This window comes from Pseudomonas vancouverensis, assembly GCF_004348895.1.
Lineage (GTDB): Bacteria > Pseudomonadota > Gammaproteobacteria > Pseudomonadales > Pseudomonadaceae > Aquipseudomonas > Aquipseudomonas vancouverensis.
Map to the genome: position 1 here is coordinate 1 of NZ_RRZK01000012.1, position 24,134 is coordinate 24,134.

The 24,134-nt window shown below is 62.3% G+C and carries 19 protein-coding genes; 11 read left to right on the forward strand and 8 right to left on the reverse strand.

Translation table 11 applies throughout. The annotated features are described in order from the left end of the window. Positions 1–571: 571 nt before the first annotated feature. The 11 genes from EIY72_RS12015 to EIY72_RS12065 all read left to right on the forward strand — a co-directional run bounded on the left by EIY72_RS12015 (position 572) and on the right by EIY72_RS12065 (position 11,378). Positions 572–2,170 carry a ShlB/FhaC/HecB family hemolysin secretion/activation protein gene (locus tag EIY72_RS12015; RefSeq protein WP_093230562.1) on the forward strand — a complete coding sequence of 533 codons (1,599 nt, stop codon included), beginning with the start codon at positions 572–574 and terminating at the stop codon, positions 2,168–2,170. Positions 2,171–2,189: 19 nt separating this feature from the next. Further along, a complete protein-coding gene (locus EIY72_RS12020) occupies positions 2,190–3,989 on the forward strand; it encodes a DUF2341 domain-containing protein (protein WP_093221795.1) in 1,800 nt (599 codons plus the stop codon). A gap of 11 nt (positions 3,990–4,000) precedes the next feature. Continuing rightward, positions 4,001–4,426 carry an ExbD/TolR family protein gene (locus EIY72_RS12025; protein WP_093221790.1) on the forward strand — a complete coding sequence of 142 codons (426 nt, stop codon included), beginning with the start codon at positions 4,001–4,003 and terminating at the stop codon, positions 4,424–4,426. A gap of 2 nt (positions 4,427–4,428) precedes the next feature. Further along, on the forward strand, positions 4,429–5,133 hold the full coding sequence (locus EIY72_RS12030) for an energy transducer TonB family protein (protein WP_093221785.1): 705 nt from the start codon (positions 4,429–4,431) through the stop codon (positions 5,131–5,133). A gap of 39 nt (positions 5,134–5,172) precedes the next feature. Then, positions 5,173–6,891: a putative porin gene (locus EIY72_RS12035; protein WP_093221781.1), complete on the forward strand. Its 1,719-nt coding sequence runs from the start codon at positions 5,173–5,175 to the stop codon at positions 6,889–6,891. Between the two features lie 17 nt (positions 6,892–6,908). After that, positions 6,909–7,550, forward strand: coding sequence for a DNA repair protein (locus EIY72_RS12040; RefSeq protein WP_093221776.1), 642 nt, complete (start codon positions 6,909–6,911; stop codon positions 7,548–7,550). Positions 7,551–7,570: 20 nt separating this feature from the next. Next, complete coding sequence (locus EIY72_RS12045) at positions 7,571–8,050, forward strand: YbjN domain-containing protein (protein ID WP_093230559.1); 480 nt, start codon at positions 7,571–7,573, stop codon at positions 8,048–8,050. After that, positions 8,047–8,997, forward strand: coding sequence for a peptidylprolyl isomerase (locus EIY72_RS12050; protein ID WP_093221772.1), 951 nt, complete (start codon positions 8,047–8,049; stop codon positions 8,995–8,997). The genes EIY72_RS12045 and EIY72_RS12050 overlap by 4 nt, the downstream gene beginning before the upstream one ends. A gap of 151 nt (positions 8,998–9,148) precedes the next feature. Further along, the gene (locus EIY72_RS12055) at positions 9,149–10,114 is read left to right on the forward strand and encodes a LysR family transcriptional regulator (RefSeq protein ID WP_093221767.1); all 966 of its coding nucleotides are present in this window, start codon (positions 9,149–9,151) and stop codon (positions 10,112–10,114) included. Between the two features lie 166 nt (positions 10,115–10,280). Then, the gene (locus tag EIY72_RS12060; RefSeq protein ID WP_093221763.1) at positions 10,281–10,814 is read left to right on the forward strand and encodes a GNAT family N-acetyltransferase; all 534 of its coding nucleotides are present in this window, start codon (positions 10,281–10,283) and stop codon (positions 10,812–10,814) included. A 69-nt stretch (positions 10,815–10,883) separates the two neighbouring features. Next, complete coding sequence (locus tag EIY72_RS12065; protein ID WP_093221759.1) at positions 10,884–11,378, forward strand: hypothetical protein; 495 nt, start codon at positions 10,884–10,886, stop codon at positions 11,376–11,378. Positions 11,379–11,445: 67 nt separating this feature from the next. Here the strand turns inward: EIY72_RS12065 and EIY72_RS12070 are convergent, their stop codons facing one another. From EIY72_RS12070 to EIY72_RS12110, 8 genes are all read right to left on the reverse strand, one after another. Beyond that, the gene (locus EIY72_RS12070) at positions 11,446–11,667 is read right to left on the reverse strand and encodes a CcoQ/FixQ family Cbb3-type cytochrome c oxidase assembly chaperone (protein WP_093221755.1); all 222 of its coding nucleotides are present in this window, start codon (positions 11,665–11,667) and stop codon (positions 11,446–11,448) included. Continuing rightward, on the reverse strand, positions 11,667–13,094 hold the full coding sequence (gene ccoN / locus EIY72_RS12075) for a cytochrome-c oxidase, cbb3-type subunit I (protein WP_093221750.1): 1,428 nt from the start codon (positions 13,092–13,094) through the stop codon (positions 11,667–11,669). The genes EIY72_RS12070 and ccoN overlap by 1 nt, the downstream gene beginning before the upstream one ends. A 196-nt stretch (positions 13,095–13,290) precedes the next feature. Beyond that, positions 13,291–15,651, reverse strand: a complete 2,361-nt coding sequence (locus tag EIY72_RS12085) for a tetratricopeptide repeat protein (protein ID WP_093221741.1) — start codon at positions 15,649–15,651, stop codon at positions 13,291–13,293. 150 nt (positions 15,652–15,801) lie between these two features. Further along, positions 15,802–18,315: a fused MFS/spermidine synthase gene (locus EIY72_RS12090; RefSeq protein ID WP_093230556.1), complete on the reverse strand. Its 2,514-nt coding sequence runs from the start codon at positions 18,313–18,315 to the stop codon at positions 15,802–15,804. Between the two features lie 124 nt (positions 18,316–18,439). Next, positions 18,440–20,029 (reverse strand): arylsulfatase, encoded by a 1,590-nt coding sequence (locus EIY72_RS12095; protein ID WP_093221737.1) that lies wholly within the window; start codon positions 20,027–20,029, stop codon positions 18,440–18,442. Between the two features lie 75 nt (positions 20,030–20,104). Continuing rightward, a complete protein-coding gene (locus EIY72_RS12100) occupies positions 20,105–21,133 on the reverse strand; it encodes an HAD family hydrolase (protein ID WP_093221733.1) in 1,029 nt (342 codons plus the stop codon). Further along, positions 21,130–22,557 (reverse strand): BatD family protein, encoded by a 1,428-nt coding sequence (locus EIY72_RS12105; protein WP_093221723.1) that lies wholly within the window; start codon positions 22,555–22,557, stop codon positions 21,130–21,132. The genes EIY72_RS12100 and EIY72_RS12105 overlap by 4 nt, the downstream gene beginning before the upstream one ends. Further along, on the reverse strand, positions 22,554–24,134 hold the full coding sequence (locus tag EIY72_RS12110) for a VWA domain-containing protein (RefSeq protein WP_093221719.1): 1,581 nt from the start codon (positions 24,132–24,134) through the stop codon (positions 22,554–22,556). The genes EIY72_RS12105 and EIY72_RS12110 overlap by 4 nt, the downstream gene beginning before the upstream one ends.

Consider the following 24,134-nt stretch of genomic DNA (forward strand, 5'->3'; position numbering starts at 1 on the left):
GGCATGCCCTCGCTCCGGTCCTGCTCCGTGGGCCCGCCGCCATCGGCCATCCATGGCCGGGGGCGGCTACCGCGGCATCCCTGCCGCGGTGCCCACTGCGCAGAACCTCCACTCGGCCTCTCGAGGGTGCGTGTACCGCAAGAGCGTCCGAGGCGGCCTACCGGCCGGCCTGATCTTGGCTGGTGCCGCGTTCCTTTGTGGGAGCGAGCTGGCTCCGGGCGGCGTTCCGACGATGGACGTCAACGATGACGCGGGGGTGTCTGGATGCACCGGTTGCTCCGGCATTTTTCGCGAGCGTGCTCGCTCCTACAGGGGGCGGTACATCAGTGAGATATCCGTCGGCTGGTTAGCCGTCATCGCCAGCAAGCCCGCTCCTGCAACCGCACCGTCTCCCAACTTTGAAATGAAGCTTTCATGACAAAAGTTCGGTAGCACATCGCCAGCCCGGTCATGCCTATGTGACGCGCTCGAGGGGGCCTCAGGGGCGCTTATCCAGCCGATGGCAGGACGCCGAATCCATCAGCCTGCCGCAGTGCAGACGGTGATCGGTCATTCGAATTCAGGGGGTTATGTGGATCATTCTTTCACGTCACGGCTGGCGCTGTGCGGCTGGCTGTTGGTGACGGCGGGCGCGCAACCGGCATGGGCAGAAGAGGGCACTGAAAGCGCAGCGCCAGCCAAGTTGGTGGACGTCAACGAGTACTTCGTGCGCGGCAACACCGTGCTCGATGCCCGGGCCATCGAAGAGGCGGTGTATCCGTTTCTCGGCCCGCAAAAGGCCCTGGCCGACATCGAAGGCGCCCGCGATGCGCTGCAGAAGGTCTATCAGGCCCACGGTTATCAGTCGGTGTTCGTGGAACTGCCAGAGCAGAAAGTCGAGGACGGTATCGTCTACCTGCAGGTCAGCGAAACCAAGATCGGTCGCGTGCGCGTGGTCGGCGCCAAACACTATTCGCCGGTGGAGATCCGCGAGGACGTGCCGGCACTGAAGGAAGGCCAGGTGCCGGACTTCGCTTTGGTCCAGACCGAACTGGCGCAGCTCAACAAAACTCCCGGTCGCCAGGTCATGCCGCTGGTGCGTGAAGGTCAGCGTCCCGGCACCATGGACGTCGACTTGCAGGTTGAAGACCAGAACCCGTGGCACGCCAGCCTCGGCCTGAACAACGACTACAGCGCCGACACCGAGAAGCTGCGCAGTGTCGCCAGCCTTGGCTACGACAACCTCTGGCAACTGGGCCACAGCGTATCGCTGACGTTTTTCACGGCACCGCAAGATACCTCAAACGCCAAGGTCTGGTCCGGTTCCTACACCGCACCCCTCGATGAACGCTGGAGCGTGCAGTTCTCCGGTTATCAGTCTGACAGCAACGTGGCGACCATCGGTGGCAGCAACGTACTGGGCAAGGGGCATTCCTACGGTGTGTCGGCGATTTACACCTTGCCGTCCAGCGGCAACTGGTCCAACTCGTTGTCCGCAGGCATCGACTTCAAGGACTTCGACGAGCAACTGGATCTCAACGGCGACAGTGACAAGGTGCCACTGAAATACGCGCCGTTCACCTTCGCCTACAACGGCTTTCGCTACACCGAGAATTCGCAGTTGGGCCTGGGCTTGAGCCTGGTGGCCGGCACCCGCAGCTTCCTCGGTTACGGCAGTTCCGACGACGACTTCGACTACAAACGCTACAAGGCCAACCCGAGCTTCGCCGTGGTCAAGGGCGACACCAACTTCACCTACACCTTCGGCAACGACTGGCAGACGGCGAGCAAGGCTTCGTTCCAGCTGGCCTCCGGGCCTCTGGTGTCCAACGAGCAATTCTCGGCCGGTGGCGCGACCTCGGTACGTGGCTACCTGGCCGCCGAGCGTACCGGTGACGACGGTGTCCTGCTGAGCCAGGAACTGCGCACGCCATCCCTCGCCAAGTACCTGGGCAGCTACCTCCAGGAGTGGCGCTTCTACGCCTTTGCCGAAGGCGCCCAGTTGTACCTGCGCGACGAACTTCCCGATCAGGACGCCGATTACGCCCTGGCCAGTGTTGGCCTGGGCACGCGCGCGAGCCTGAGCAAATGGCTGTCCGGCAGCCTGGACTGGGGCTACCCGCTGCTCGAAGGGCCGAACACCTCGAAACAGGAATCGCGCCTGCATTTCAACCTGCAAGCGACATTCTGAACCTACGGAGTAATTTTTCATGCAGCGCTTATTTCTCGCTTTCCTGATGTGCCTGGGCTTCGTGCTCCCCGTCACCGCCCATGCCTGGTGGCAGGACGATTGGCAGTACCGCAAACAGATTTCCGTCGACACCACGCCCCAGGGCGCGGCGATCAACGAAGCCCTGGGCCGCACCGCGCTGTTGGTGCGCCTGCACACCGGCAACTTCACCTTCGACGGCGTCAAGGAAGACGGTTCCGACCTGCGCTTCGTCGCTGCCGATGACAAGACCGTGCTCAATCACCAGATCGAAAGCTTCGATGCACTGATGGGCATGGCGCTGGTCTGGGTCGATGTGCCGAAAGTCGAGGGCGCCCAGCGTCAGGACATCTGGATGTACTACGGCAATCAGAAGGCTGCGGCGACCGGCAACGGTCAGTTGACCTTCGACCCGAACTACACCGCGCTGTACCACTTCGAAGGCGCCAACGGCATGCCGGCCAAGGACACCACGGCCTACGGCAACACCGCGCAAAGCGCCACCGGGGCGAGCATCGACGGCGTGATCGGTCGTGCCTTGCAGTTCAGCGGCCAGCCGTTGCTGTTGCCGGCCAGCCCTTCGCTGCAACACCACGCCGGCAGTGCCTTCACCTTCAGTGCCTGGTTGAAGCTGGATCAGGCCAATGGCGAACAACTGGTGCTGGCCCGTCGCGAAGGTGAGCAAAGCCTGCTGGTGGGTCTGAGCCAGGGCCTGCCGTTCGTGGAAATCGACGGTCAGCGCGCGGTGTCGACCCAGGCGCTGAATCCGGGGCAGTGGCAGCACCTGGCCCTGACCGCTGAAGGCAGCAAGGTTGCGCTGTACGTCAATGGCCGCGAAACCGCGAGCCTGGCGCTGGCGATGCCGGCATTCAACACCGGGATGGTCATTGGTGGCGATCTGTCTGCCAGTGCCTATCTGCCGTTCAGCGGCGCCATCGATGAGCTGCGCCTGTCCAAGGTCGCGCGTCCTGCGGCATTGCTGCTGGCCGACGCCACGTCCCAAGGCGCCGAGTCGAAACTGGTGGCTTATGGCGTCGACGAGCAACAGTCCGGCTTCGGTTTCGGCAGCCTCGGTTTCCTGCTCAAAGCCGTGCCGATGGATGCCTGGGTCATCATCGCCGTGCTGGTGCTGATGATGTTCCAGTCGTGGGTCATCATGATCCGCAAGAACCGCATGGTCAGCCGTGTCAGCGCTGCCAACGGGGTGTTCCGCGAGCAGTTCGCCAAGGTCGGCACACGTCTGGAGATGTTCGCCGACGACCACGACCTCAACCTGCGCTTGCAGCATTCGCCGCTGTGGCGCCTGTACCAGGTAGCGATCAAGGAAATCCGTACCCGTCGTGAGCAGGGCGCGGACACTTCGTCCGTGTCCGCCGCGACCATCGAAGCGATCCGCTGCTCCATGGACGGCGTGCGCACCCGGGAAAACCAGGCACTGAGTTCGAAGCTCTCGACCCTGTCCAACGCCATCGCCGGCGGCCCCTACATCGGCCTGCTCGGTACGGTGCTGGGCATAATGGTGGTGTTCCTCGGCACGGCCATGGCCGGTGACGTCAACATCAACGCCATCGCCCCGGGCATGGCCGCCGCCTTGCTCGCCACCGCCATGGGCCTGTTCGTCGCGATCCCCGCGCTGTTTGGCTACAACCGCCTGATCACCCGCAACAAGGAAGTCAGCGCCGACATGCGCGTGTTCGTCGACGAGTTCATCACCCGTCTGGCGGAAATCCACGGGGAAAGCCAGTTCAGCGAGTCGGCCCACCGTCGCGGCAACCACGCCACTGCAACCGTACCGGCCTGAGGAGTATTGCCATGGCTTCCGTAAATGCCTCTTTTGACGACGAAGACGATGCCGCCGTGGACAGCATCAACATCACGCCCCTGGTGGACGTGCTGATGGTGGTGCTGGTGATGTTCATCCTCACCGCCACTGCGCAGGTCTCGGGCATCCAGATCAACCTGCCCAAGGCCAGCGCCTCGGTGTCGCTGTCCGAAGCCAAGACCAAGGCGATCTCGGTCAACGACGGCGGCCAGGTGTTCCTCGATGCCTACCCTGTGACCCTGGCCGAGCTTGAGGATCGCTTGCGCATCGAGAAGGCCCAGAGCCCGGACTTCCCGGTGATCGTGCGCGGTGACGCCACGGTGCAGTACCAGAAAGTCATTGAGGTGCTGGACCTGTTGCGTCGTCTGGAACTGTCCCAGGTCGGTCTGGTGACCGGCAAACCGACACAGGGCTGACCATGACCGCTCAACTTCCGATCCAGCCGTCACCCGTCAAACCGTCGCCCATGCGCTTTGTGAAGTGGGGCGCCGGGTTGCTGATCGCCGGCGTGGCCGCCTGGTTTCTCTGGCAGTGGGCCAACGACATGAGTGGCATCCGCCGTGAAGCGCCGAAGGTGCCGACCATCATTCCGTTGCCGCCGCCACCGCCGCCGCCTCCGGAAAAGCCGCCGGAGCCGGAGCCGCCCGTGGAAGAAAAAATCCCCGAGCCCGAACCGACACCGGAGCCCGAAGACATCAAGCCCATGGAAGAGGCACCACCTTCACCTGTGGACGACCTGGCCAAGCCGATGCAAATGGACGGCGAGGCCCAGGCCGGCAGCGACAACTTTGGCATCGGTGCGGGCAAGGGCAATGGCATGGCCGGTTCCGGCGGTGGCGGCTTGGGCAACGGCACCTACGGCCAGTTCATGGCCTTCAGCTTTCAGCGCCTGTTGCGGGAGAACCCGGACCTGCGCAGCCAAGCCTACAAGGCCCAGGTCGATGTGTGGCTGAGCAGTTCGGGGGATATCTCGCGGGTCGAGCTGGCCAAGTCCAGCGGCAACCCCGAAGTCGACGCGCAACTGCTCGCAGCCCTGCGTGGTGCGCCGCGCATGAGCCAGCGTCCACCGGCCTCCATCACTGTGCCCATCCGTGTGTCCCTGCAAGGACGGCGTCCGGGTTAACCGAACCATTCAAGTTTTGCCATAAGGAGTTGTGTGCAAATGATTTCCAACGTGAATCGATTGTCCCTGGCGGTCGGCATGGTCATTGCGACCCTGGTAGGGCAAGCGGCGGCAGCGCCTGCGCCCTCGGAAAACGCCACGATCAATCTGATCCGCTTGCTGGTCGAGCAGGGCGTGTTGAAACAGGACAAGGCCGACAAGCTGATCGCCCAGGCCCAGAGCGAAGCCGACCAGGCACGCAAGAGCGCTTCTGCTGCGCCGGCGGCTGTCGTGGCCGGGGTTGCCGCCAGCGGTCCGGCCGCCGCACCGGGAGACGTGCGGGTGCAATACGTACCGGCTGCGGTGCGTGATCAGATCCGCGATCAGGTCAAGGCCGAGGTCATGGCCACCGCCAAACAGGAAAACTGGGCCCAGCCCAATACCTTCCCGGAGTGGGTCTCGCGTATCAGCATCGACGGCGACCTGCGCCTGCGGGACGAGTCGCGTTACTACTCCGACAGCAACAGCAACGAAATCGTCGACTTCGCCAAGCTCAACAACAACGGCCCGTACGACGTGAACCCGAACAGCAGCACCAGCTTGCCGCCGTTGCTCAACACCCGTGAAGACCGCACCAACCTGTTCCGCCTGCGCGCCCGTCTGGGTGTGAAAGCCGAGATCGCTCCCGAGTGGACCGCCGGCATTCGAATCGGCACCGGTTCCGACAACAACCCGGTGTCGACCACCCAGACCCTCGGCGGTGGTTTCGCCAAGAAGGACATCTGGCTCGATCAGGGCTACCTGAGCTGGAAGCCCTCCGATCAGTTGACCCTGACCGGCGGGCGCTTCACCAACCCGTTCTTTTCCACCGACATGCTGTACTCCGGCGACCTGAATTTCGATGGCGTGGCGGCGATCTTCGATCACAAGCTCAATCGTGACTGGGGCCTGTTCGGTACTGTGGGCGCCTTCCCGGTGGAGTACACCAACGACACCACCAGCAGCAACGGTTTCGACAAGGAGTCGAGCGACAACAAGTGGCTGTACGGCGCGCAGATCGGCGCGAAGTGGGCCGTCAACGACAGCAACCGCCTCAAGGCCGGCCTGGCCTACTACCGCTTCGACGATATCGAAGGCCAGCGTTCCAGCCCTTGCGAACCCTGGGCCGGTGCCCCGGGTTGCGACAGCGACGGCACGCGCGCGGCGTTCATGCAGAAGGGCAACACCGTGTTCCTGTTGCGCGATATCACGCCGAACCCGCTCAACCCGGCGACCACGCCGCAGCCGCAGTTCGTCGGCCTGGCCTCGGAATTCAACCTGATCGACCTGAACTTCGTCTGGGACGCCGACCTGCCGCAGAACTTCAAGCTGCGCAGCCAGGCCAACTACATCCACAACCTCGGTTACGACGAAGGCGACATGCGCAAGCGTTCCGCCGGGCAGATCGTCAACAACCTCGACAGCGATGGCCAGATCGACAGTGGTGCCAATGCCTGGATGGCGCAGTTCACTCTCGGCAATGCGCTGGAACTGAAGAAGCAGGGCGACTGGAACCTGTTCGCCGGCTACAAGTACATCCAGCCGGATGCCTTGCCGGACGGCTTCAACGATTCGTCATTTCACCTGGGCGGCACCAACGCCAAGGGCTATTTCCTGGGCGGCAACTACGGCCTGGCCAAGAACGTCTACGCTACCGGTCGCTGGTTGAGTTCCGAAGCGGTCTACGGCGCGCCGTTTGACATCGATGTCCTGCAGCTGGAAATCAACACGCGCTTCTGAGGCGCAGGGAGAGTTTCATGAACAGACCAATCCCGGCCGCGGTGTGCCTGTTGGCGATGGGCCTGATGTTCGCTCACGGGGCGAACGCCGAAGGCATGGAGGAACGCTTGCGTACGCAGTTGCGCAGCACCACCCAGCAGTTGCAAGCCTTGCAGAGCCAGCAAGCCCAGGCCAGTGCCGCTCAGGTGGCGGCACAGGCTGAGACCAAGGCCGCCCAGGCGCAGATCAAGCAACTGACCGCAGAACTGGCCAGATACAAGGGCGCGGCCGAGCAACTGGCCGCGCAGCAGGACCATCTGCAGAACCAGGCGCAAGCGCAGGCGGCGGCCAGCAATGAGCAGCTCGGCAAGTACAAGAAGGCCTATGACGATTTGCTGGTCATGGCCCGCGACAAGGAAGCGCAAAGGGCGCGACTGGAGACGCAACTGGCCGAACGTGACACACAAATGCAGCAATGTGCAGTCAAGAATCAACAGATGTATGGCGTGGCCAAGGACATCCTCGCGGCCTACGAAAAAATCGACGTCACTGAAGTGATGAAGATCCGCCAGCCATTCGCCGGTAGCGCCCGGGTCAAGTTCGAAGAACTGGCTCAGGGCTTTGGCGACGAGCTGTACAAAACCCAATTCGACGCGCCTCAGGCCGCGATCGCTCACTGATGAACAGGGAAGAACTCAACATGACTCAATTGATCGCTCAGGTAACCCCGCAATCGCTGACTGAAGTCCTGCAAGCCGCAGGCTATCGCGTCAACCAGACCGACCAGAACGGTATCGTCCAGCTGCTCAGCGCCAGCCAGGGCATCGGCTACGCCGTGCGCTTCGGCAATCCGGCCGCCGAGCAGGGCAGCTATGTCGACTTCACCTTCAGCTGCGCCCTGCGTGTGCAGGGTCAGTTGCCGGCAGGCCTGGCAGAGCTGTGGAATGCTTCGCGGCGTTTTGCAAGGTTGTCGGTGCAGGGCGAGTTCCTGGTGATGGAAATGGACGTGGTGATTGCCGCCGGTGTCAGTGCCGATTACCTGCGTGGCAACCTGGAATTGTGGGATCGCCTGTTGCAGGAATTCATCAACTACCTGCGCGACTACAGCCAGAACGCTGCGCAGATGCAGGCCCAGCCTGAAACCGTCGAAGCGGCGCCGGAAGAGGTTATTGCCCAGTGAAAAAGCGCACGGTCGTGGCCAGCGCCGGGGCGCTGGCGGTACTGGTGGTGGCTGTGGCGTTGAGCGTGCGGCCGGGCAATGACCCGGTCGCCGCGCCGCAAGCGATCAATCCGACGACGCTGGCCAGCAGCGAGCCCGCCGTCGCCCGCTTGGGTAACCAACAAGTGGCCAGCGAAGAACTCAAGGCCGTATTGGCGAGTTTGCCGGCGGAGTCGCGCGAGCAATTGCGCGATAACCGTGCGGCGCTGGAGAGCTGGATTCGCTCGCGTCTGGCCGAGAAAGCCCTGCTGGAGCAGGCCGATGCCCAAGGCTGGCGTCAGCGTCCGGAGGTCGAACAGCAAACCCGGGCAGCCACCGAGCAGATCGTCATGCGCAATTACTTGCAGTCGGTCAGCCAGGTGCCGAAGGACTACCCCAGCGCTGCCGAATTGCAGCAGGCCTACGATGCGGGCAAGTCGCAATGGCAGACACCGGCGCTGTACCGGGTCAGTCAGATCTTCCTCGGCGTGAGCGATGCGCAAAACGCCGAGGCCGTGCGCAAGCAGGCGCTGGAGCTGAGCCGCAAGGCCCAGGCAGCGCCGGCGGAGTTTGCTGCGTTGGCCACGCAGTTCTCCCAGGATCAGGCCAGTGCCGGGCAGGGTGGCGACAGTGGACTGCAACCTTTGCAGCAACTGGTGCCGGAGGTGCGTGGCGTGGTGGCGCGGCTCAAGGTCGGTGCGGTGTCGGAGCCTGTGCAGAGCGCGGCGGGTTTCCATGTGATCAAGCTGACCGAGCTGCAACCGGCACGCCAGGCCACCCTCGACGAGTTGCGTGAGCGCCTGACCCAGGCCCTGCGCACCCAGCGTCAGGAGCAGATCGCCAAGGCCTATCTGGAGGGCATGCTGACCACGGCCACCCTGAGCATCGATGGCGCCGAGCTCAACAAGGTGCTGGAGCAAAAGCGCTAAGCGCCTTGCTGCAATTCACCTGTAGGAGCGAGCATGCTCGCGATGCGGTATGTCAGCCGCGTAGCTGTTTCTGACACGGCGCTTCGTGAGCATGCGCGCTCCTACAGGGAGTATCAAAAGACCAATAACAAAGATCGACAGGGAGTCATCGATGTCATTTTCCGAACCCACGGCGCAAGGCGCGGCCGACTATCGAGCGGCGGAACCCTCCGGCGCCGTTGCTGCCGAGATCGACGCCGAGGTCACGCAATACTTCCTGGTCAGCGCCCGCTGTGGTTGTTTCATGCAGGCGGCACGCAGCCTCAACGTCAAGGCGACGGTGCTGCGCAAACAACTGGCCTTGCTGGAAGAACAACTGCAACGCACCCTGTTCCAGTTTCAAGGCAGTGCATTGACCCTGACGGGGGAGGGCCAGCAGCTTCACGCGCAATTGATCGCCAGATCGCACGAACGCAAGTTGCCGGTGGTGGAGCAGCCGTTGATTCGCCTGGCTGTCGCCGAGTCGATCCTGCACGACATACTCGGTCGCGACCTGGTGTCGCTGTTACGGCGAAACGCCAGTGTGCGCCTGGATATCCTCAGCATCGACAGCGACATGTCCTTGCGGGCAATCAGCGCCGATGTGGTGGTGTGGCTGGGTGACCCCGATTCGCCCTTGCCGGGGCCGAGCTTTGCCGTCACCGAACCGCGCGCTCTGGCACGCCTCGACTACCTGCCGCACATCGCCAAACGTTATTCGCGGGTTGCGACGCGACCCGAAAGCGTCGATGACCTCGAAGACTTCCTGCTGGTGCAATGGCAACAGGATCGTCAGGTAGAGAGTTTCCGCCCCTGGAACGCCCTGGTCGATCAGCGCCTGGCCGGTGTGGTGCAGTTGCACAGCTACGAGTTGATGCTGGAGATGATCCGCTGCAGCGCCTGCATCGGTTTGTTGCCGCAATACATGAGCCGTTTCGACCGTGGCCTGATCGAATTGCCCGGGTTATTCGGCCAACCGATGCAGCGTCAGGTGTGGATGGCGATCAACGCCCAGTCGCGGGATGAGGCACAGGTGCAGATGATCGTGGAACTGATTCACAGCACCTTTGATGAACGACGGGACTGGTTTGATATCTGATCCCCCAAAAACCTGTGGGAGCGAGCTTGCTCGCGAATAGGTCGGCACATTCAATAGTGATGGTGCCTGACACGCTGCCTTCGCGAGCAGGTTTGGGTGTGCTAGTCATGGCGTAACTGCGCGTTATACAGTGAACGGCCATGCCTGCCTCAAGGATGAACCACCCATGCCCGCCACCGACGCCACCATCACCCTCGAACGCTTCAACGAGTCACACATCGAGGGCGTCACCGCGCTGTACAACGATCCGGCCATCGCCCGGCAGACCCTGCAAATGCCGTTTCAGTCCGCCGAGCTGTGGCGCGGGCGTTTGGGGGTTGATAACGAACGCCTGCTGAAACTGGTGGCCCTTCACCAAGGCCAGGTCATCGGCCACATCGGCCTTGAGCACTTTTCGCGCATCCGCCGCAGTCATGCCGGCAGCTTCGGCATGGGCGTGGCGGTCGAGTGGCAGGGTAAAGGCGTGGGCTCGAAGCTTTTGTCGGCGGCACTGGATGTCGCCGACAACTGGATGAATCTGCGCCGGGTGGAGTTGTCGGTCTACGCCGACAACGAAGCGGCCATCGCCTTGTATCGCAAGTTCGGCTTCGAAAGCGAAGGTCTGTGCAGGGAGTATGCGGTGCGTGACGGCGTACTGGTGGACACCTTGAACATGGCGCGCCTGCGTCGTATGCCTGGCCAGACACCTCCCGGCGTTTAATCGTACGGGAGCGGCGTGCATCTGCCATGCTCAACGTCCGTGGTATCGCTTTACTCAAGGAACACCGCAATGGACGACGTACGGCAACTGGGCGAGATGCTGCGCCACTACGCAGAGAGCGAAGCGCACAAGAAGCAACTGTTTGAGTCGCAGTCGAGTGTCTGGGGTGCACGCATCGATGGGTTGTTCGATGAGATCCAGCAGTGGCTCGGGCCGGTACTGACGCCGAACCTGCTTGAAATCAGCCGCGAACCGTACGTGGCATCTGGGCCGAGCGTGGCGGTCGAGACATCGCCATTCAAGACAGAGAAATTGTCCGTGGTGATTGCCGGGAAACCGGTGGAGTTCGTGCCCGAGGTGATGGGCCCGGGCGGGCAGATTTCCCTGGCGGTGATGGGCTTGACCGCTGCGCGCTATGGCAGCGTGTCGCTGGTCTGTCAGCCACCGGCCGAGAGTTGGCAGTGGTGCAAGACCAATGGTCTCAAAGACCCGGACACCTTTGTCTTCGATGCGAATTTCCTTGCCCAGCAATTGCAGGGCCTGATTCCCCGCGAGCGGACCTGACGCCGCCGAGGCAACATCTGTCACTGTAGGAGCGAGCAAGCTCTCTCCTACAGTTGACGGGGATGCTTCAGAGGTCGAGGTTGCCCCACCCGGGCCTGGCCACTTCGGGCGCCACGGCATTGATTGTCTTGCCGGTAGCCGCCTCCACCCGCCGCGCCACCTCCGGATCATCGGCAAACGGCATCAGGCTCGCATCCTCAAGACTCTTTTCGGTCTGCCGCTTCAGGCAGCACTCCACCGCCAGCCACAGACTCACCACAGCCAGAATATTCAGCGCGATGTCGATCATCAGGCGATTTGCGCCTCGCGTTCTGCCATGGCCCGGTCCGATACCCGCACCGTCCGCCACACGTTGTACGCCATCACCAGCATGCCGGTGAGGAACAGCACGCCGCCGGCAAAACGTACGACGAACCCCGGATGGCTGGCCTGCAGGGCTTCGACGAAGGAATAGGTGAGGGTGCCGTCGTCGTTGATCGCGCGCCACATCAGGCCCTGGGTAATGCCGTTGACCCACATCGAGGCGATGTACAGCACAGTGCCGATGGTGGCCAGCCAGAAGTGCAGGTTGATCAGCGGCGTGCTGTGCATCTGCTCACGACCGAAGACCCTGGGCACCATGTGATAGGTCGCGCCGAAGGTGATCATCGCCACCCAGCCGAGCGCCCCGGCGTGGACGTGGCCGATGGTCCAGTCGGTGTAGTGGGAGAGGGCGTTGACGGTCTTGATCGCCATCATCGGCCCTTCAAAGGTCGACATGCCGTAGAAGGCCAGGGACAGCACCAGAAAACGCAGGATCGGGTCAGTGCGCAGCTGATGCCAGGCACCCGAGAGGGTCATCATGCCGTTGATCATGCCGCCCCAGCTCGGTGCCAGCAGGATCAAAGACATGGCCATGCCCAGCGACTGCGCCCAGTCCGGCAGGGCGGTGTAGTGCAGGTGGTGCGGGCCGGCCCAGATGTACAGGGTGATCAGCGCCCAGAAATGCACGATCGACAATCGATAGGAGTACACCGGCCGCCCGACCTGCTTGGGCACGAAGTAGTACATCATCCCGAGGAAACCGGTGGTCAGGAAGAAGCCCACGGCGTTGTGTCCGTACCACCACTGCACCATGGCGTCGGTGGCGCCGGAATACACCGGGTAGGACTTGAACCAGCTCACCGGTATCGACAGGTGATTGACCACGTGCAGCATGGCGATCACCACGATGAAGGCACCGAAGAACCAGTTGCCGACGTAGATGTGTCGGGTCTTGCGTTGCACCACCGTCGTGAAGAACACGATGGCATAGGCCACCCAAACCACTGTCATCCACACCGCGCCGGTGAACTCGATCTCGGCGTATTCCTTGGTCGTGGTGTAGCCCAGCGGCAGGCTGACCAGCATCAGCACAATGACCGACTGCCAGCCCCAGAACGTGAAAGCGGCGAGTTTGTCCGAGAACAGTCGCACCTGACAGGTACGCTGCACTGCGTAGTAGCTGGCGGCGAATTGCGCGCTGCCGGCAAAACCGAAAATCACCAGGCTGGTGTGCAGAGGGCGCAGGCGGCCGAAACTGGTCCAGGGCAGGTCGAGATTCATTTGCGGCCACACCAGTTGCGAGGCGATCCACACGCCCATCGCCATCCCCACGACGCCCCAGATCACGGTCGCGACGACGAACTGGCGCACGACCTTGTAGTTATAGGCTTGTCCGATTGTTGTTGTGCTCATGCTCGATGCTTCCACGGTTGCAATGTTGCGCACTGTAGAAACACCGGTAAAAACAAAACAGACTCAGGAAATACTCATTTATACGGATCAGAATTTCTGCCTGCCAGCCGCTATCCGTCGCGCGCTGATATGGCTTTTTGGCGAGCAAGTGAATCTGTAAGCCACTGCGCCGAAATCCTGTAGGAGCCGGCGCTGATCATTTCAGCGCCGGATCGCCCTTGTTCATGTTCTTCCACGCCTGCAACAGCACCTGCGCCTTGGGCTCCTGCCCGTTGGCCAGGTAGTACTGGATGAGCGCCAGCCGTGCATTGCGGTTGGCCGGTTGCTCTTTCAGCAACCGCTCGAGTTCGGCACAGGCCTCGTCGACCTTGCCGCTGTCGTGCAGGGCAATCGCCAGCACGTAACCGTATTGCCCGCTCTGGGGATCCAGTTCGGCGGCCTTGTGCAGGAATGGCATGGCCTGGGCCGTTTGACCCGCGCGGATCAACGCCAGCCCTTGGGTGTGTTGCAGCAGACCGGAATCGGGGTGCTCCTTCAGGCTTTGCTCCAGCAGCGCTTGGCCTTCCTGATTACGACCGTTGGCTTCCAGCCATTGCACCAGTGTGACCAACGCCGGGTAGAAGTCCGGATCACGCAACAGCGCAGCGCGCAGCAGGCCCTCGACTTCGCCACCGCGACCGCTGGCCTGATACAGCATGGCCAGGTTGAGGTTGGCTTCGGCGCGTTCGAGCAGGCTCTTCTGCACCGCTTCGTATTCGGCGATAGCGGCGTTCCAGCTGTCCTGGGCATCCCCCAGTCCGTTGCGGGCGACACTCAGCAGATCCCGGGCAACGGCAATGCGCACGGCCCTTACCGGGTCATTGAGCAAGGGTGTCAGCAGCGGCGCAGCTTCCTCGGGCGACAGCAGCGAGCTGAGGGTATGCACGGCACTTTCACGCACCTGCGGCGCCGGATTTTTCAGATCGTTGGTGGCCAGTTTCAGCGCCTGCTCGCTGGGGTACATTGGCAGATCTGCAAGCAACGTGGCGCGCTGAATGGCCGGCAGATTGCTGCGTTGCAACTGTTGGTACAGGGCATCGGCCGCCCCCGGTTGCCCGTTGCGTACCAGCCACAGGCTTTCGTCGTAGCGCGGCGCCTGTCCGGCACTGGCGTTGACGGTGTTCCACAGTTTGAATTGCTCGGAGACCTTGTCGCCGTCCTTGCCCTGGTGACAGGTCAGGCAGGCGTCCGGTGTGCCGAGTTTCTTTGCCCGCTCGGGGTTGGGAATGCTGAAGCTGTGGTCATGCCGGAAATCGTTGCCCATGTAGAATTTGCCCGGCATGTGGCAATCCACGCATTGCGAACCCGGTTGGCCCATGGTGTGGCGGGTGTGTTCGATGGAGTCGTAGTTCTTCGCTTGCAAGCCTTTGCCGTCGACGCCTTCCACGGTGGTTTTGCCCGCGGTGTTGTGGCATTGCAGGCAAACCGCATTGCCCGGCGCCTTCAACTGGGTGCTGTGGGGGTTGTGGCAGTTGCTGCAGCGCACGCCTTTGTCGAACATTTTGCTCTGGGCGAAGGAGCCGTGTTCGAACACTTCATCCTTGATCTTGCCGTCCAGCGCATAGAGTTCGCGGGTCAAGACGCTCGGCAGGTAGTCGTCCATCAAGCGCTTGCCGACGGTGTAGCCATCGTCCAGCGGCGCACGGCGTGCGTGACAGCGGGCGCAGGTTTCGATTTCAACCGAGGCGTTCTTGTCCTTGAGGTCGACGGCAAAGCCTGCGTGGATCAGGTCGGTTTTCTTTGCGGTCCATTCCAGGTGATTGGATGCCGGCCCATGGCAAGCCTGGCAACCGACGCCAAGGCTGTTCCAGTGACTGTCGAAGCTGTTTTTCGCCGCATCGAAATTGCGCTTGAACCCGGTGGTGTGGCATTCGACGCACATGAAGTTGGCGTTCTGGCTCGGTTTGCTCCAGTGCAGCGGGTTCTTGAAGTTCACGCCCTGGCCCGGATAGAGGTGAAACCAGCGATGCTGCTCGGCGTCCCAGGCCACGCCCAGTGCTTGCAGGCGACCTTCGCCGACTTCGATCAGGTATTGCTGCAGCGGGGCGATACCGAAGGTGTAGGCCACTTTGAAGTCGGTGTTCTTGCCGTCGATGCCCGGCGTGTTGACCCAGAACTCATCGCCTTTACGCGAGAACACCGTGGTCTCGTCCTCGGCCTTGAAGGTGACGTTGTTGAAGTCGCCAAGCATGGTCTCGGCAGTGGCCGCCTGCATCGCCAATTGGTGATGGGAGCCTTGCCAGTCTTTGACTTGTTCGCTGTGGCAGCCTTGGCATTGCTGTTCGTCGACCATCTTCGCCGGGGCCATCGCTACCGGTTGCGCCTTGGCCGGTTGCGCCACAGGCGCCGGTGGCGGCACATAGGCGACCGGGGCCGGTTGGCTGCTCAGCAGAAACCAGCCGATGCCTGCCACGGCCAATAACAACAGGCCAATGGTGACGGGGAACAGGTAACGGTTGATCAGGTTCGGTTGCGCATCAGGCTTTGCAGTTGCAGCTTTATTTTTATGGTTCGGCATTACGACTTCCGTGGTCCAGGTCCGTTTGCCTTCAGGCGCGCGTTCGAGCTGTGTGCAGCTTTGCCGCATGGGCGGCGTGTGTCAAATGACGATATTGAGAGAAGCTGCCGGCCTCATCACGAGCAGGCTCGCTCCTGCAGATGGGCCGGGTCATTCGCCGACAAACCAGCGGTAATACGGGTTTGCCGAGTCCCCACTCATCACTTCGCGAATGTCTCGAGCCCAGGCATCACGGTCACCGTCATAGGCGTGCAGGCTGGCCCGATAAAACTGCATCAGGCGCTGACGGTTGATGTTCATGCGCTCGACAAAGCCGGCATCGGCATTCACCAGTGGCACCGGCACATGCAGGTCGAGCAGGGCCGGCAGTACGCGGCTGATTTCCTTCGCACGCACCCACGGCGCGTATTCGATGCGTGGCTGATCGTCGGTGACCGGCCGGGCGTCGGCGGCGAAGCGTTCGAGGCCGGCGCGATCAGTCACCCAGGTCGCCATGAGGGCCGCCGCCGAACCAATGCCCACGTCCTGCAAGGTGCCGCGCACGGTGTCTTGCTGGAAGCGTTGGTTGATCTTCGCCGCATCCAGCTCGATCGGTTCCATCGAGCCCACCAGCAACATCTCGTGGAACTCGCTGGTCCACAGGTTGGCGTACGGGAAGACGTCGAGGAAGCTGCGCACCAGCGAGCGCGAATCGTCGATGTTCTGGGTCGGCAGTGGCAGCCACTGCGCCACCAGACCCTGTTTCTGCAAACGGCTGGCGGCGAGTTGGTAGAAATCACGGGAATACAGGTTGACCACACCGGCGGCAGAAGGCGGAGGCGGTTCGAGGGTGATCAGGTCATAGCGCTGCAGATTGCGCAGCAGTTCCTGGCGACCGTCGCGCAGGCGCACATCGACACCGGGATCGGCCGCCGCATTGAAATTACCCTTGAACAGCGGCGCGGCCTTGACCACCGACGGCAACAGTTCGGCCACGACGCGATGCTCAAGACCCGGGTAGCGGGTCAGGGCGCCGGCGGTGATGCCCGTGCCGAAGCCGATCACCAGTGCCGAGCGCGGTTCGCCGTTGTGGATCAGCAGCGGCAGCAACGCCTGAATGCGCATATAGCGCAGCGATGGCATGGCGTCACCGGTGTTGGACACGCCCTGTATATACAAACGCTGGAAGATTTTCTGACCGCTGCCCTGTGCAACCACGGCAACAGTGCCACCGCGTCCTTCTTCGTAGAAGGTCAGGGTGCCGTTGCGTGCGCCCGGCAGCAGGCTCGCCAGTTTGTTCACCGGGGTGAACACGGCGAAGGCCACTGACACCAGGCCGATGGCAACCACGGCCTGACGCCGGCCTTTCTTCACGCCGTGGCCTTTACGTACTGCCAGGTAAGCGACAGCGGCGGCGATGATCGCCAGCAAACCGAGGGTGCGCACCAGGCCCAGCAACGGGATCAGTACGAAGCCGCAGAGCATCACGCCGATGATCCCGCCCAGGGTGTTATACGCCACCACTTCGCCGACGTTACGGCCGACGTGCTCGCGGCCGACGCTCAAACGCAAGGCCAACGGAAACGCTGCACCGAGCAACAATGTCGGCACAAAGACGATACTCAGGGCCGCCACGGCAAAGCGTGCGCTCATGCCTGCCAGCTCACTGGCGCCCAGCCCCAGGACCCAGGTTTCTGCAACGCTTTGCGCGAAGATCAGCCAGCGGCCGAGCAAGGCAATCTCCAGCAAGGCAATCAGCCCGGCGCCGGCAATCAACAGTCCGAAAACGCCCCAGGGATCACGCAGGCGATCAACCCGACGGGCGAGAAAGACGCTGCCCAGAAACAGGCCCGTCAGGTAGGTCGCCAGCACCACGGCAAAGGCATAGGTGCGCGTGCTCATGAACTGCACGATGGATTGCGACCACACCACTTCGTAACCCAGGGCCACGCCACCGGCGATGGAATACAGCCAAAGGGCGAGGCGATCAGGGGCTTTTTCTGCGTGGTGTTTTTCTTCGGCATGGATCGCTGCCGGGCGTTGGCGTTGAAACCACAGCGCTCCGGCGGCGGCCAACAGGTTCAGCATGGCTGCGGCCAGCGCACTGCCGCGAACACCGAAAGTGGCGATCAGCACGAACGCCGCCAGCAAGGTGCCGGCGATGGCCCCGGCGGTGTTTGCCGCATAGAGTTGGCCGCCAGCCTTGCCCAGTTGATGCGGGTCGCTGGCCAACGAACGCACCAGCACCGGCAGGGTGCCGCCCATCAACAGCGCGGGAATGCCCACCAGCGCAAACGGCAGCACCCAGGCGAGCAGGCCGACATGTTCTTCCAGCCAGGCAAACGGACTGGCCGCCAGGCTCATGCCGAACGTCGCGCCGACACCGAGCACGGCCACCAGTACTTCCAGCCCGGCGTAGAGCAGCACCGGTTGCTGCAGGCGATCGGCCCAGCGGCCGAACAGCAAACCGCCCAGGGCCAGCCCGGCAAAAAACGCGCTGATCCCGGTGGTGATGGCGTAGACCTCGACGCCCACCACCAGTGACAGCTGCTTGATCCACAACACCTGGTACACCAGCGCCGCGGCACCGGAGACGAACAGCAGCAGGGCGGGAATCAGCAGCGCCGGGCTGGCAACTGGCTGGACAGGTATGGCCGACGACTTGCTGGCGACACGTGTGGACATGCGAATGGCCTTGTACAAAATTCGAGATAATCCCAAACCTGCAGGAGTGGCTCCTGCAGTTCGAATGCAATTGCACTCTGAAAAAGGCCGCTCGCCGGTGAAGGCGAGCGGCGGTCACGCGATCTTACTGTGCAGCCGGTGCAGCTTTCATTTTTTCAGCAATTTTCGCATCTACCGCAGCGCGGATCTGATCGACGCTGAAGCTCGCCGGTTTCTGGCTCGGTGGATACTCGACGAAGGTTTGCAGGAACGCCGCCGATTTACCCACGGCGAGTGCGGTCAGGTAAACGTTCTTGGTTTGCCAATCGTAGTACTGATCGGAAACCACGTCGGCACGCTCATACGGATCCATGCGCAGGTTGAAGATTTTCGGTACCCGCAAGCACACGAAGGGTTCGCTCCAGACCTTGAAACCACCGGGCTCGCGCTGTTCGCAGAACACCGCTTTCCAGTTGCCGAAACGCATCGATACCAGCACGCCGTCATCGTTGAAGTAGTAGAACTCCTTGCGCTCGCCTTTAGGCTGTTGGCCAGTCAGGTAAGGCAACTGGTTGTAGCCGTCCAGGTGCACTTTGAAGCTGGTGCCACCAGAAGTCGGCGCCCAGCCCTTGAGCAGTTTGTCCTTCACGTCGGAATCGCCAGCGGCGGCGAGCAGGGTTGGGAACCAGTCCATGCCCGAGAACATTTCGTTGGACACTTCACCCGGCTTGATCTTGCCCGGCCAGCGAATCATGGCCGGTACGCGATAAGCGCCTTCCCAGTTGGAGTTTTTCTCGTTACGGAAAGGCGTGGTCGCCGCGTCCGGCCAGGAGAACTGGTTCGGACCATTGTCGGTGGTGTAGACGACGATGGTGTTGTCGGTGATTTTCAGGTCATCGAGGGTTTTCAGCAGTTTGCCGACGTCGCCGTCGTGCTCGATCATGCCGTCGGCGTAATCGTTGCCGGGCATGCCGCTCTGCCCCTTCATCGAGTCACGCACGTGGGTGAACAGGTGCATGCGCGTGGTGTTCATCCAGACGAAGAACGGTTTGTCCGCCTTGGCCTGTTTCTCGATGAACGCCTGGGCTGCGGCCGTGGTTTCGTCGTCGATGGTTTCCATGCGCTTGGCGGTCAGCGCGCCGGTGTCTTCGATCTTGCCGTCGGCGAAGCTGTGGATCACGCCACGGGGCGAGTAGGCCTTGACGAACTCAGGTTCGTCTTTCGGCCAGTACGGACGCTCAGGCTCTTCTTCGGCGTTGAGGTGGTAGAGGTTGCCGAAAAACTCGTCGAAGCCGTGGTTGGTCGGCAAGTACTCGTCCTTGTCCCCCAAGTGGTTCTTGCCGAATTGACCGGTCGCATAGCCCTGGGATTTGAGGGCTTGGGCGATGGTGATGTCACGCTTTTGCAAGCCGACGGGCGCACCTGGAACACCGACTTTCGACAGACCGGTACGCAATGGTGTTTGCCCGGTAATGAAAGAAGAACGCCCGGCGGTGCAGCTGTTCTCCGCGTAGTAGTCAGTGAACAGCATGCCTTCTTTGGCGATGCGGTCGATGTTCGGGGTCTTGTAGCCGACCACGCCCATGGAATAGGCACTGATGTTGGTCTGGCCGATGTCATCACCGAAGATGACGAGGATGTTGGGCTTTTCGGCGGCCCCGGCGGTTGCCGAGAACACCATGACCGAGGCTGCCACCAAGGCAAGTTTCGGTATCCATTTACTGATGCGAGTCATCCGACTGGCTCCTTGGGCTCACTGACGTCGCGTACTGCGACAAACGTTTACTGCGGTCCTGCGTCACGCTTTTTCTTATTGCACTTGCTCGGTTGTGGCGGCGTCGTAGGGATAGACACGGCGCCATTCGGCGGCCATGTCGACCACCGTCCAGCCACGTTGATTGGCTTCGTCCAGGGCCTTGTCCAGGCGACCGATCTGCGATTGCCGGTCGTAGGCCCATTCGCGTTTGGCGTCGGTGTGGTGCACCAGCCCCATGAAGCGTTTGCCCGGACCCGCGGCAGTCCACTGCAGCATCTGCAGGTCGCCGTCGGAGTTGCCGAACGCGAGGATCGGGCGCTTGCCGATCACCGCGTCGATGCTTTCCGGTTTGCCCGGGCCGTCATCGTTATGCGCCAGTTTCGGTGTGCGCAGGATCGACGCCTTGCCGTCCTTGTATTGATAGGTGGTAACGAAAGTCGTGCCGATCACCTGCTCCGGCGGAATGCCGTAGACCTTTTCGGCGAAAGTGCGCATGAACGCGGTGTCACCACCGGAGACGATGTAGGTCTTGAAGTCCTGGCTGCGCAGGTAGTCGAGCATCTCCAGCATCGGCTGGAAAATCATCTCGGTGTAGGGCCGGCCGGTTTTTGGATGGCGGGCCTGGCTCAGCCAGGTCTTGGCGTAGTCGTCGAAGGCTTCGGTGGTCATGCCGGTGTGGGTCGCGCCGACAATCTTCATCAGTCCGTCCATGCCCGTCGCGGCCAGGGCCTTGTGATCGTTTTCCAGCACCGCCTTGAACGGTTGGGTGGTTTTCCATTCCGGGTGCTGCGGCGCGGTGCGCTTGACTTCGTCGAGGGCGAACAGCAGCTCGAAGTACATTGGTTGCTCGCTCCACAGGGTGCCGTCGTTGTCGAACACGGCGATGCGGTCCTGGGGTTTGACGAAGTCCTTGCTGCCCTGATCGGTCACGGCCTGGACGAACTCGATGATGTGTTTTTTAGCCGGGCCGTCGTTCCACGAGGGTAAAGGCTCCGCCGCCTGAGCCAACAGGGGCAGGCTCAGCGCCAGGGTCAGGAGGAATTTGAAGGCGGGGTGATGGTGTGACGGGGTCGCGATCGTCATGGGAAATCCTTCTCGTGGACCGGATTGAGGGGGCGTAGCGCAGGCGTTACGGGTGCCTTGTCATGCTCAGTCGCGTTTTGCAGCGTAGCCAAGGACTGGTGCAGTTGTTGCAGCGCCTGGTCTTTGTCCGGTTTGCCACCGTAGCAGGCCCGCAGGAAGGTTTGCAGGCGTGGCCCCAGATTGGTCAGCTTCAGGCCGTGACGGGTACGCCGGGTCCATAGGTACAGGGCACTCAGTTGCGCAGGTTTGCCGTCGATCTGCGCCGGAATCTGCTTCCAGGCGTAGTCGGCCGACGCCAGCCAGGCGTCGTGCCGTGCCTGACGTCGTGCCTGCCAGCGCAGGCGCGCACGTTGCACCAGCGGGCGGCTGAACCAGCCGATGAACAACACACCGACCAGCAACACCAGCCCGCCAAGCCAGTGGCCAGGCAGGTGCAGGCGCTTGTGCTGGCCGAGATTCTTCAGGTCTTCACTGATCGAGAACACCGGTTTGTAGGCGGCGTTGGCGGCGGCATCGAAGGTCAGTGCGGGCAGGGTGGTGGTACGAATCTGCTGACTGCCGGTGTCCCACCATTTCAAGTCAATGGCTGGCAGGCTGTAATGCCCTGCGGTATCGATCCGGTAGGTCACGCTGTCGATGCGCTGGCCGCCATTGAAGTGACCACGTCCGTCATTCAGATTGCTGATCTGCGGGCTTTTCGGGTAGCGGCTCAGCCCCTCGATATCCGCCAGTGCCGGCGTGGGCAAGGCCATGGCCAGGGTGCCATCTGCCTGGAGCGTCAACTCGCGGGTGACGCTGTCGCCGACCTTCAGCGGTGTGGCCGAAGGTGTCAGCTTTTGCGTGAAGCGTAACGCCTGGGCCACCAACACCGGTTCACCGGGCTGAAACCCTGTGGGCTGGGCAGCATTGAAATGCAAGGGAGCGCTCTGCGCGGTGAGATCGTGATCGGTCTGGCCCGGCGTGGCTTGCACTGTCAGTGGCGGAATATCGAACCCTTGGGCCTGGTTCGGCGTGATCAGGTAGCGGTAGCGCATGCCGCTGAAAAACTGGCCATCGACGGTCTGATTGATGTGCTCGGCATGGCCGTCCGGTGGCATCACCAGGGCGCCCGGCAGTTTCAGGTCGGGCAGGGTGGGGGCGCTGGTGAACCAGGTGTCGGTGAAGACATCGAGTTGCAGTTCGAGCAGGCTGCCGACCATGACTGGGCCGGTGGGTTGCAGGGTGGCCTTGACCTTCAGCACAGGTTCGGCGGCGACGCTGTGCAGGCTGATCAGGCACAGGAGCAGGGCGCCGAGTTTTGTGGTGATTGATCTGGCACCATCGCGAGCAAGCTCGCTCCCACAGGGGACCATCAGCGTGCACAAATCCAATGTGGGAGCGAGCTTGCTCGCGATGGACGCGACTCGGTATCCGAACAGCATCATGGCTTGGCCCCCACCTGATCCTGCAAGCTGAACTTCTGCTTGAGGAATTTCGCCGGCGATGTCGTCAGGTTCTGCAGCCACTGCTCATCCGACGCCGCCTGTTGCGTTTGCACCGCTTTGAGGTGGCCCTTGCCGGGTGCCTTGTCCATCTTGATTTCGTCGGGCTTGGTTTCGGGAGCATTCTTTTCCGCGCTTTCGGTGTCCTTCTGCAAGGCGATGGCCAGGGCCAGGTTGGCGGTGGCCTCCGGGAACTGCGGTTGCAGCTTCAGCGCCTGGGTATAAGCGGCAATGGCCTGGTCGAACTTGAAGCGGCGCACGTAAATGTTGCCCAGATAGAAATACGCGGGCGCCGTGTCCAGCCGGGCAAAACTGGCCAGCGCCAGGTCGAGGTCCGCAGCGTTGTAGGCGGCCAAGCCTTTCCAGTACGGATCGACGAACAAAGCCGCGGCCTGGGGATAGTGTTCATGCTCGAACGCCCAGCGCCCTTGTTGATCGCGGGTGAAAAAGGCATCGGTCAAGGCATTGGCCTCGGCGGGCGTCGGTTGCAGCCCCAGGCCTATCACCAGCAGCACAGCGGGCATCCAGTTCAGGCTCCAGCCCTTGCGCACGCTGAAGAGCGCAATCAATAGCAGCGGCCAGCACAGCCAGTAGCCGGCATCTTTCCAGTGCAGTTCGCGTTGTTCATCGCTGGCGCTTTGAAAGTGCTGTTCGGCGTGCAATTCGATCCAGTCCAGATCGTCGTTGTTGAGGGTCATGCTGCCCAGTGGCGCGTCCAGCGCGGAGGCCAGTTGCTTGAGTGCGTCCTGGTCGAAACTGCCCAGTTGCGGGCGACCATTGCTGTCGGTGCGCGGCTGGCCGCTGGCGTTGTGAACGATGCCACCATCGGTATTGCCGGCGGCGAGGATCAGGACCTGCAAGTCGCTGTCATCGAGTTGTTTGTCCAGTTCAGCCAGCGCCGAGGTGTCCGCGCCATCGGTGATCAGCAGCAGGGTGCCCGGGGTTTTCTCGGCGGCGAGCAGGCGATTGGCCTGATCAATCACGGCGCTGAGGTTTTTCCCCGGTTTGTCGATCAGGTCGGTGCTCAAGGCCTGGATGAAGGTGTCGAGCAATGCCGGATCGTCGGTGGCGGGCAACACCAGATGGGCGCTGCCGGCATAGGCGATCAGGGCGTTGCGCGCACCGGCGCGCCGCTGGATCAGGTCGTGGAGTTTATGTTTGACCGCTTCCAGGCGACTGGGCGGAACATCGCTGGCGTCCATGGACGGCGACAGGTCGATGGCGATGATCAGCGGCGCGCGGTTTTCCAGGAAATCCGGTCGATCCTGCTCCCAGGTCGGCCCCGCCGCGGCAATCGCCCCCAGCACCAACAGCGCGCAGGCCAGATGCACCGGGCGCAAGCGATGTGGATCTTTCGGGGTAATCAACAGGTGCGGCAACAGGTGCGGTGCGATGTTGCTGCGCAAGCGTCGTTGCAGATCCTGGCTGTGCCGCCACAGCACCGGCAGCAGCGCACCGAATACCGCCAGCAACAGCCAGAGCGGGCGCAGGAAATGCAGGTCGCTGAGGTTGATCTCCAT

Bases quoted from the DNA above. Each gene is read 5' to 3' on its own strand.
- EIY72_RS12020 (WP_093221795.1), top strand. From the start codon at position 2,190: ATGCAGCGCTTATTTCTCGCTTTCCTGATGTGCCTGGGCTTCGTGCTC.
- EIY72_RS12025 (WP_093221790.1), top strand. From the start codon at position 4,001: ATGGCTTCCGTAAATGCCTCTTTTGACGACGAAGACGATGCCGCCGTG.
- EIY72_RS12030 (WP_093221785.1), top strand. From the start codon at position 4,429: ATGACCGCTCAACTTCCGATCCAGCCGTCACCCGTCAAACCGTCGCCC.
- EIY72_RS12035 (WP_093221781.1), top strand. From the start codon at position 5,173: ATGATTTCCAACGTGAATCGATTGTCCCTGGCGGTCGGCATGGTCATT.
- EIY72_RS12040 (WP_093221776.1), top strand. From the start codon at position 6,909: ATGAACAGACCAATCCCGGCCGCGGTGTGCCTGTTGGCGATGGGCCTG.
- EIY72_RS12045 (WP_093230559.1), top strand. From the start codon at position 7,571: ATGACTCAATTGATCGCTCAGGTAACCCCGCAATCGCTGACTGAAGTC.
- EIY72_RS12055 (WP_093221767.1), top strand. From the start codon at position 9,149: ATGTCATTTTCCGAACCCACGGCGCAAGGCGCGGCCGACTATCGAGCG.
- EIY72_RS12060 (WP_093221763.1), top strand. From the start codon at position 10,281: ATGCCCGCCACCGACGCCACCATCACCCTCGAACGCTTCAACGAGTCA.
- EIY72_RS12065 (WP_093221759.1), top strand. From the start codon at position 10,884: ATGGACGACGTACGGCAACTGGGCGAGATGCTGCGCCACTACGCAGAG.
- EIY72_RS12070 (WP_093221755.1), bottom strand. From the start codon at position 11,667: ATGATCGACATCGCGCTGAATATTCTGGCTGTGGTGAGTCTGTGGCTG.
- ccoN (WP_093221750.1), bottom strand. From the start codon at position 13,094: ATGAGCACAACAACAATCGGACAAGCCTATAACTACAAGGTCGTGCGC.
- EIY72_RS12085 (WP_093221741.1), bottom strand. From the start codon at position 15,651: ATGCCGAACCATAAAAATAAAGCTGCAACTGCAAAGCCTGATGCGCAA.
- EIY72_RS12090 (WP_093230556.1), bottom strand. From the start codon at position 18,315: ATGTCCACACGTGTCGCCAGCAAGTCGTCGGCCATACCTGTCCAGCCA.
- EIY72_RS12095 (WP_093221737.1), bottom strand. From the start codon at position 20,029: ATGACTCGCATCAGTAAATGGATACCGAAACTTGCCTTGGTGGCAGCC.
- EIY72_RS12100 (WP_093221733.1), bottom strand. From the start codon at position 21,133: ATGACGATCGCGACCCCGTCACACCATCACCCCGCCTTCAAATTCCTC.
- EIY72_RS12105 (WP_093221723.1), bottom strand. From the start codon at position 22,557: ATGATGCTGTTCGGATACCGAGTCGCGTCCATCGCGAGCAAGCTCGCT.
- EIY72_RS12110 (WP_093221719.1), bottom strand. From the start codon at position 24,134: ATGGAGATCAACCTCAGCGACCTGCATTTCCTGCGCCCGCTCTGGCTG.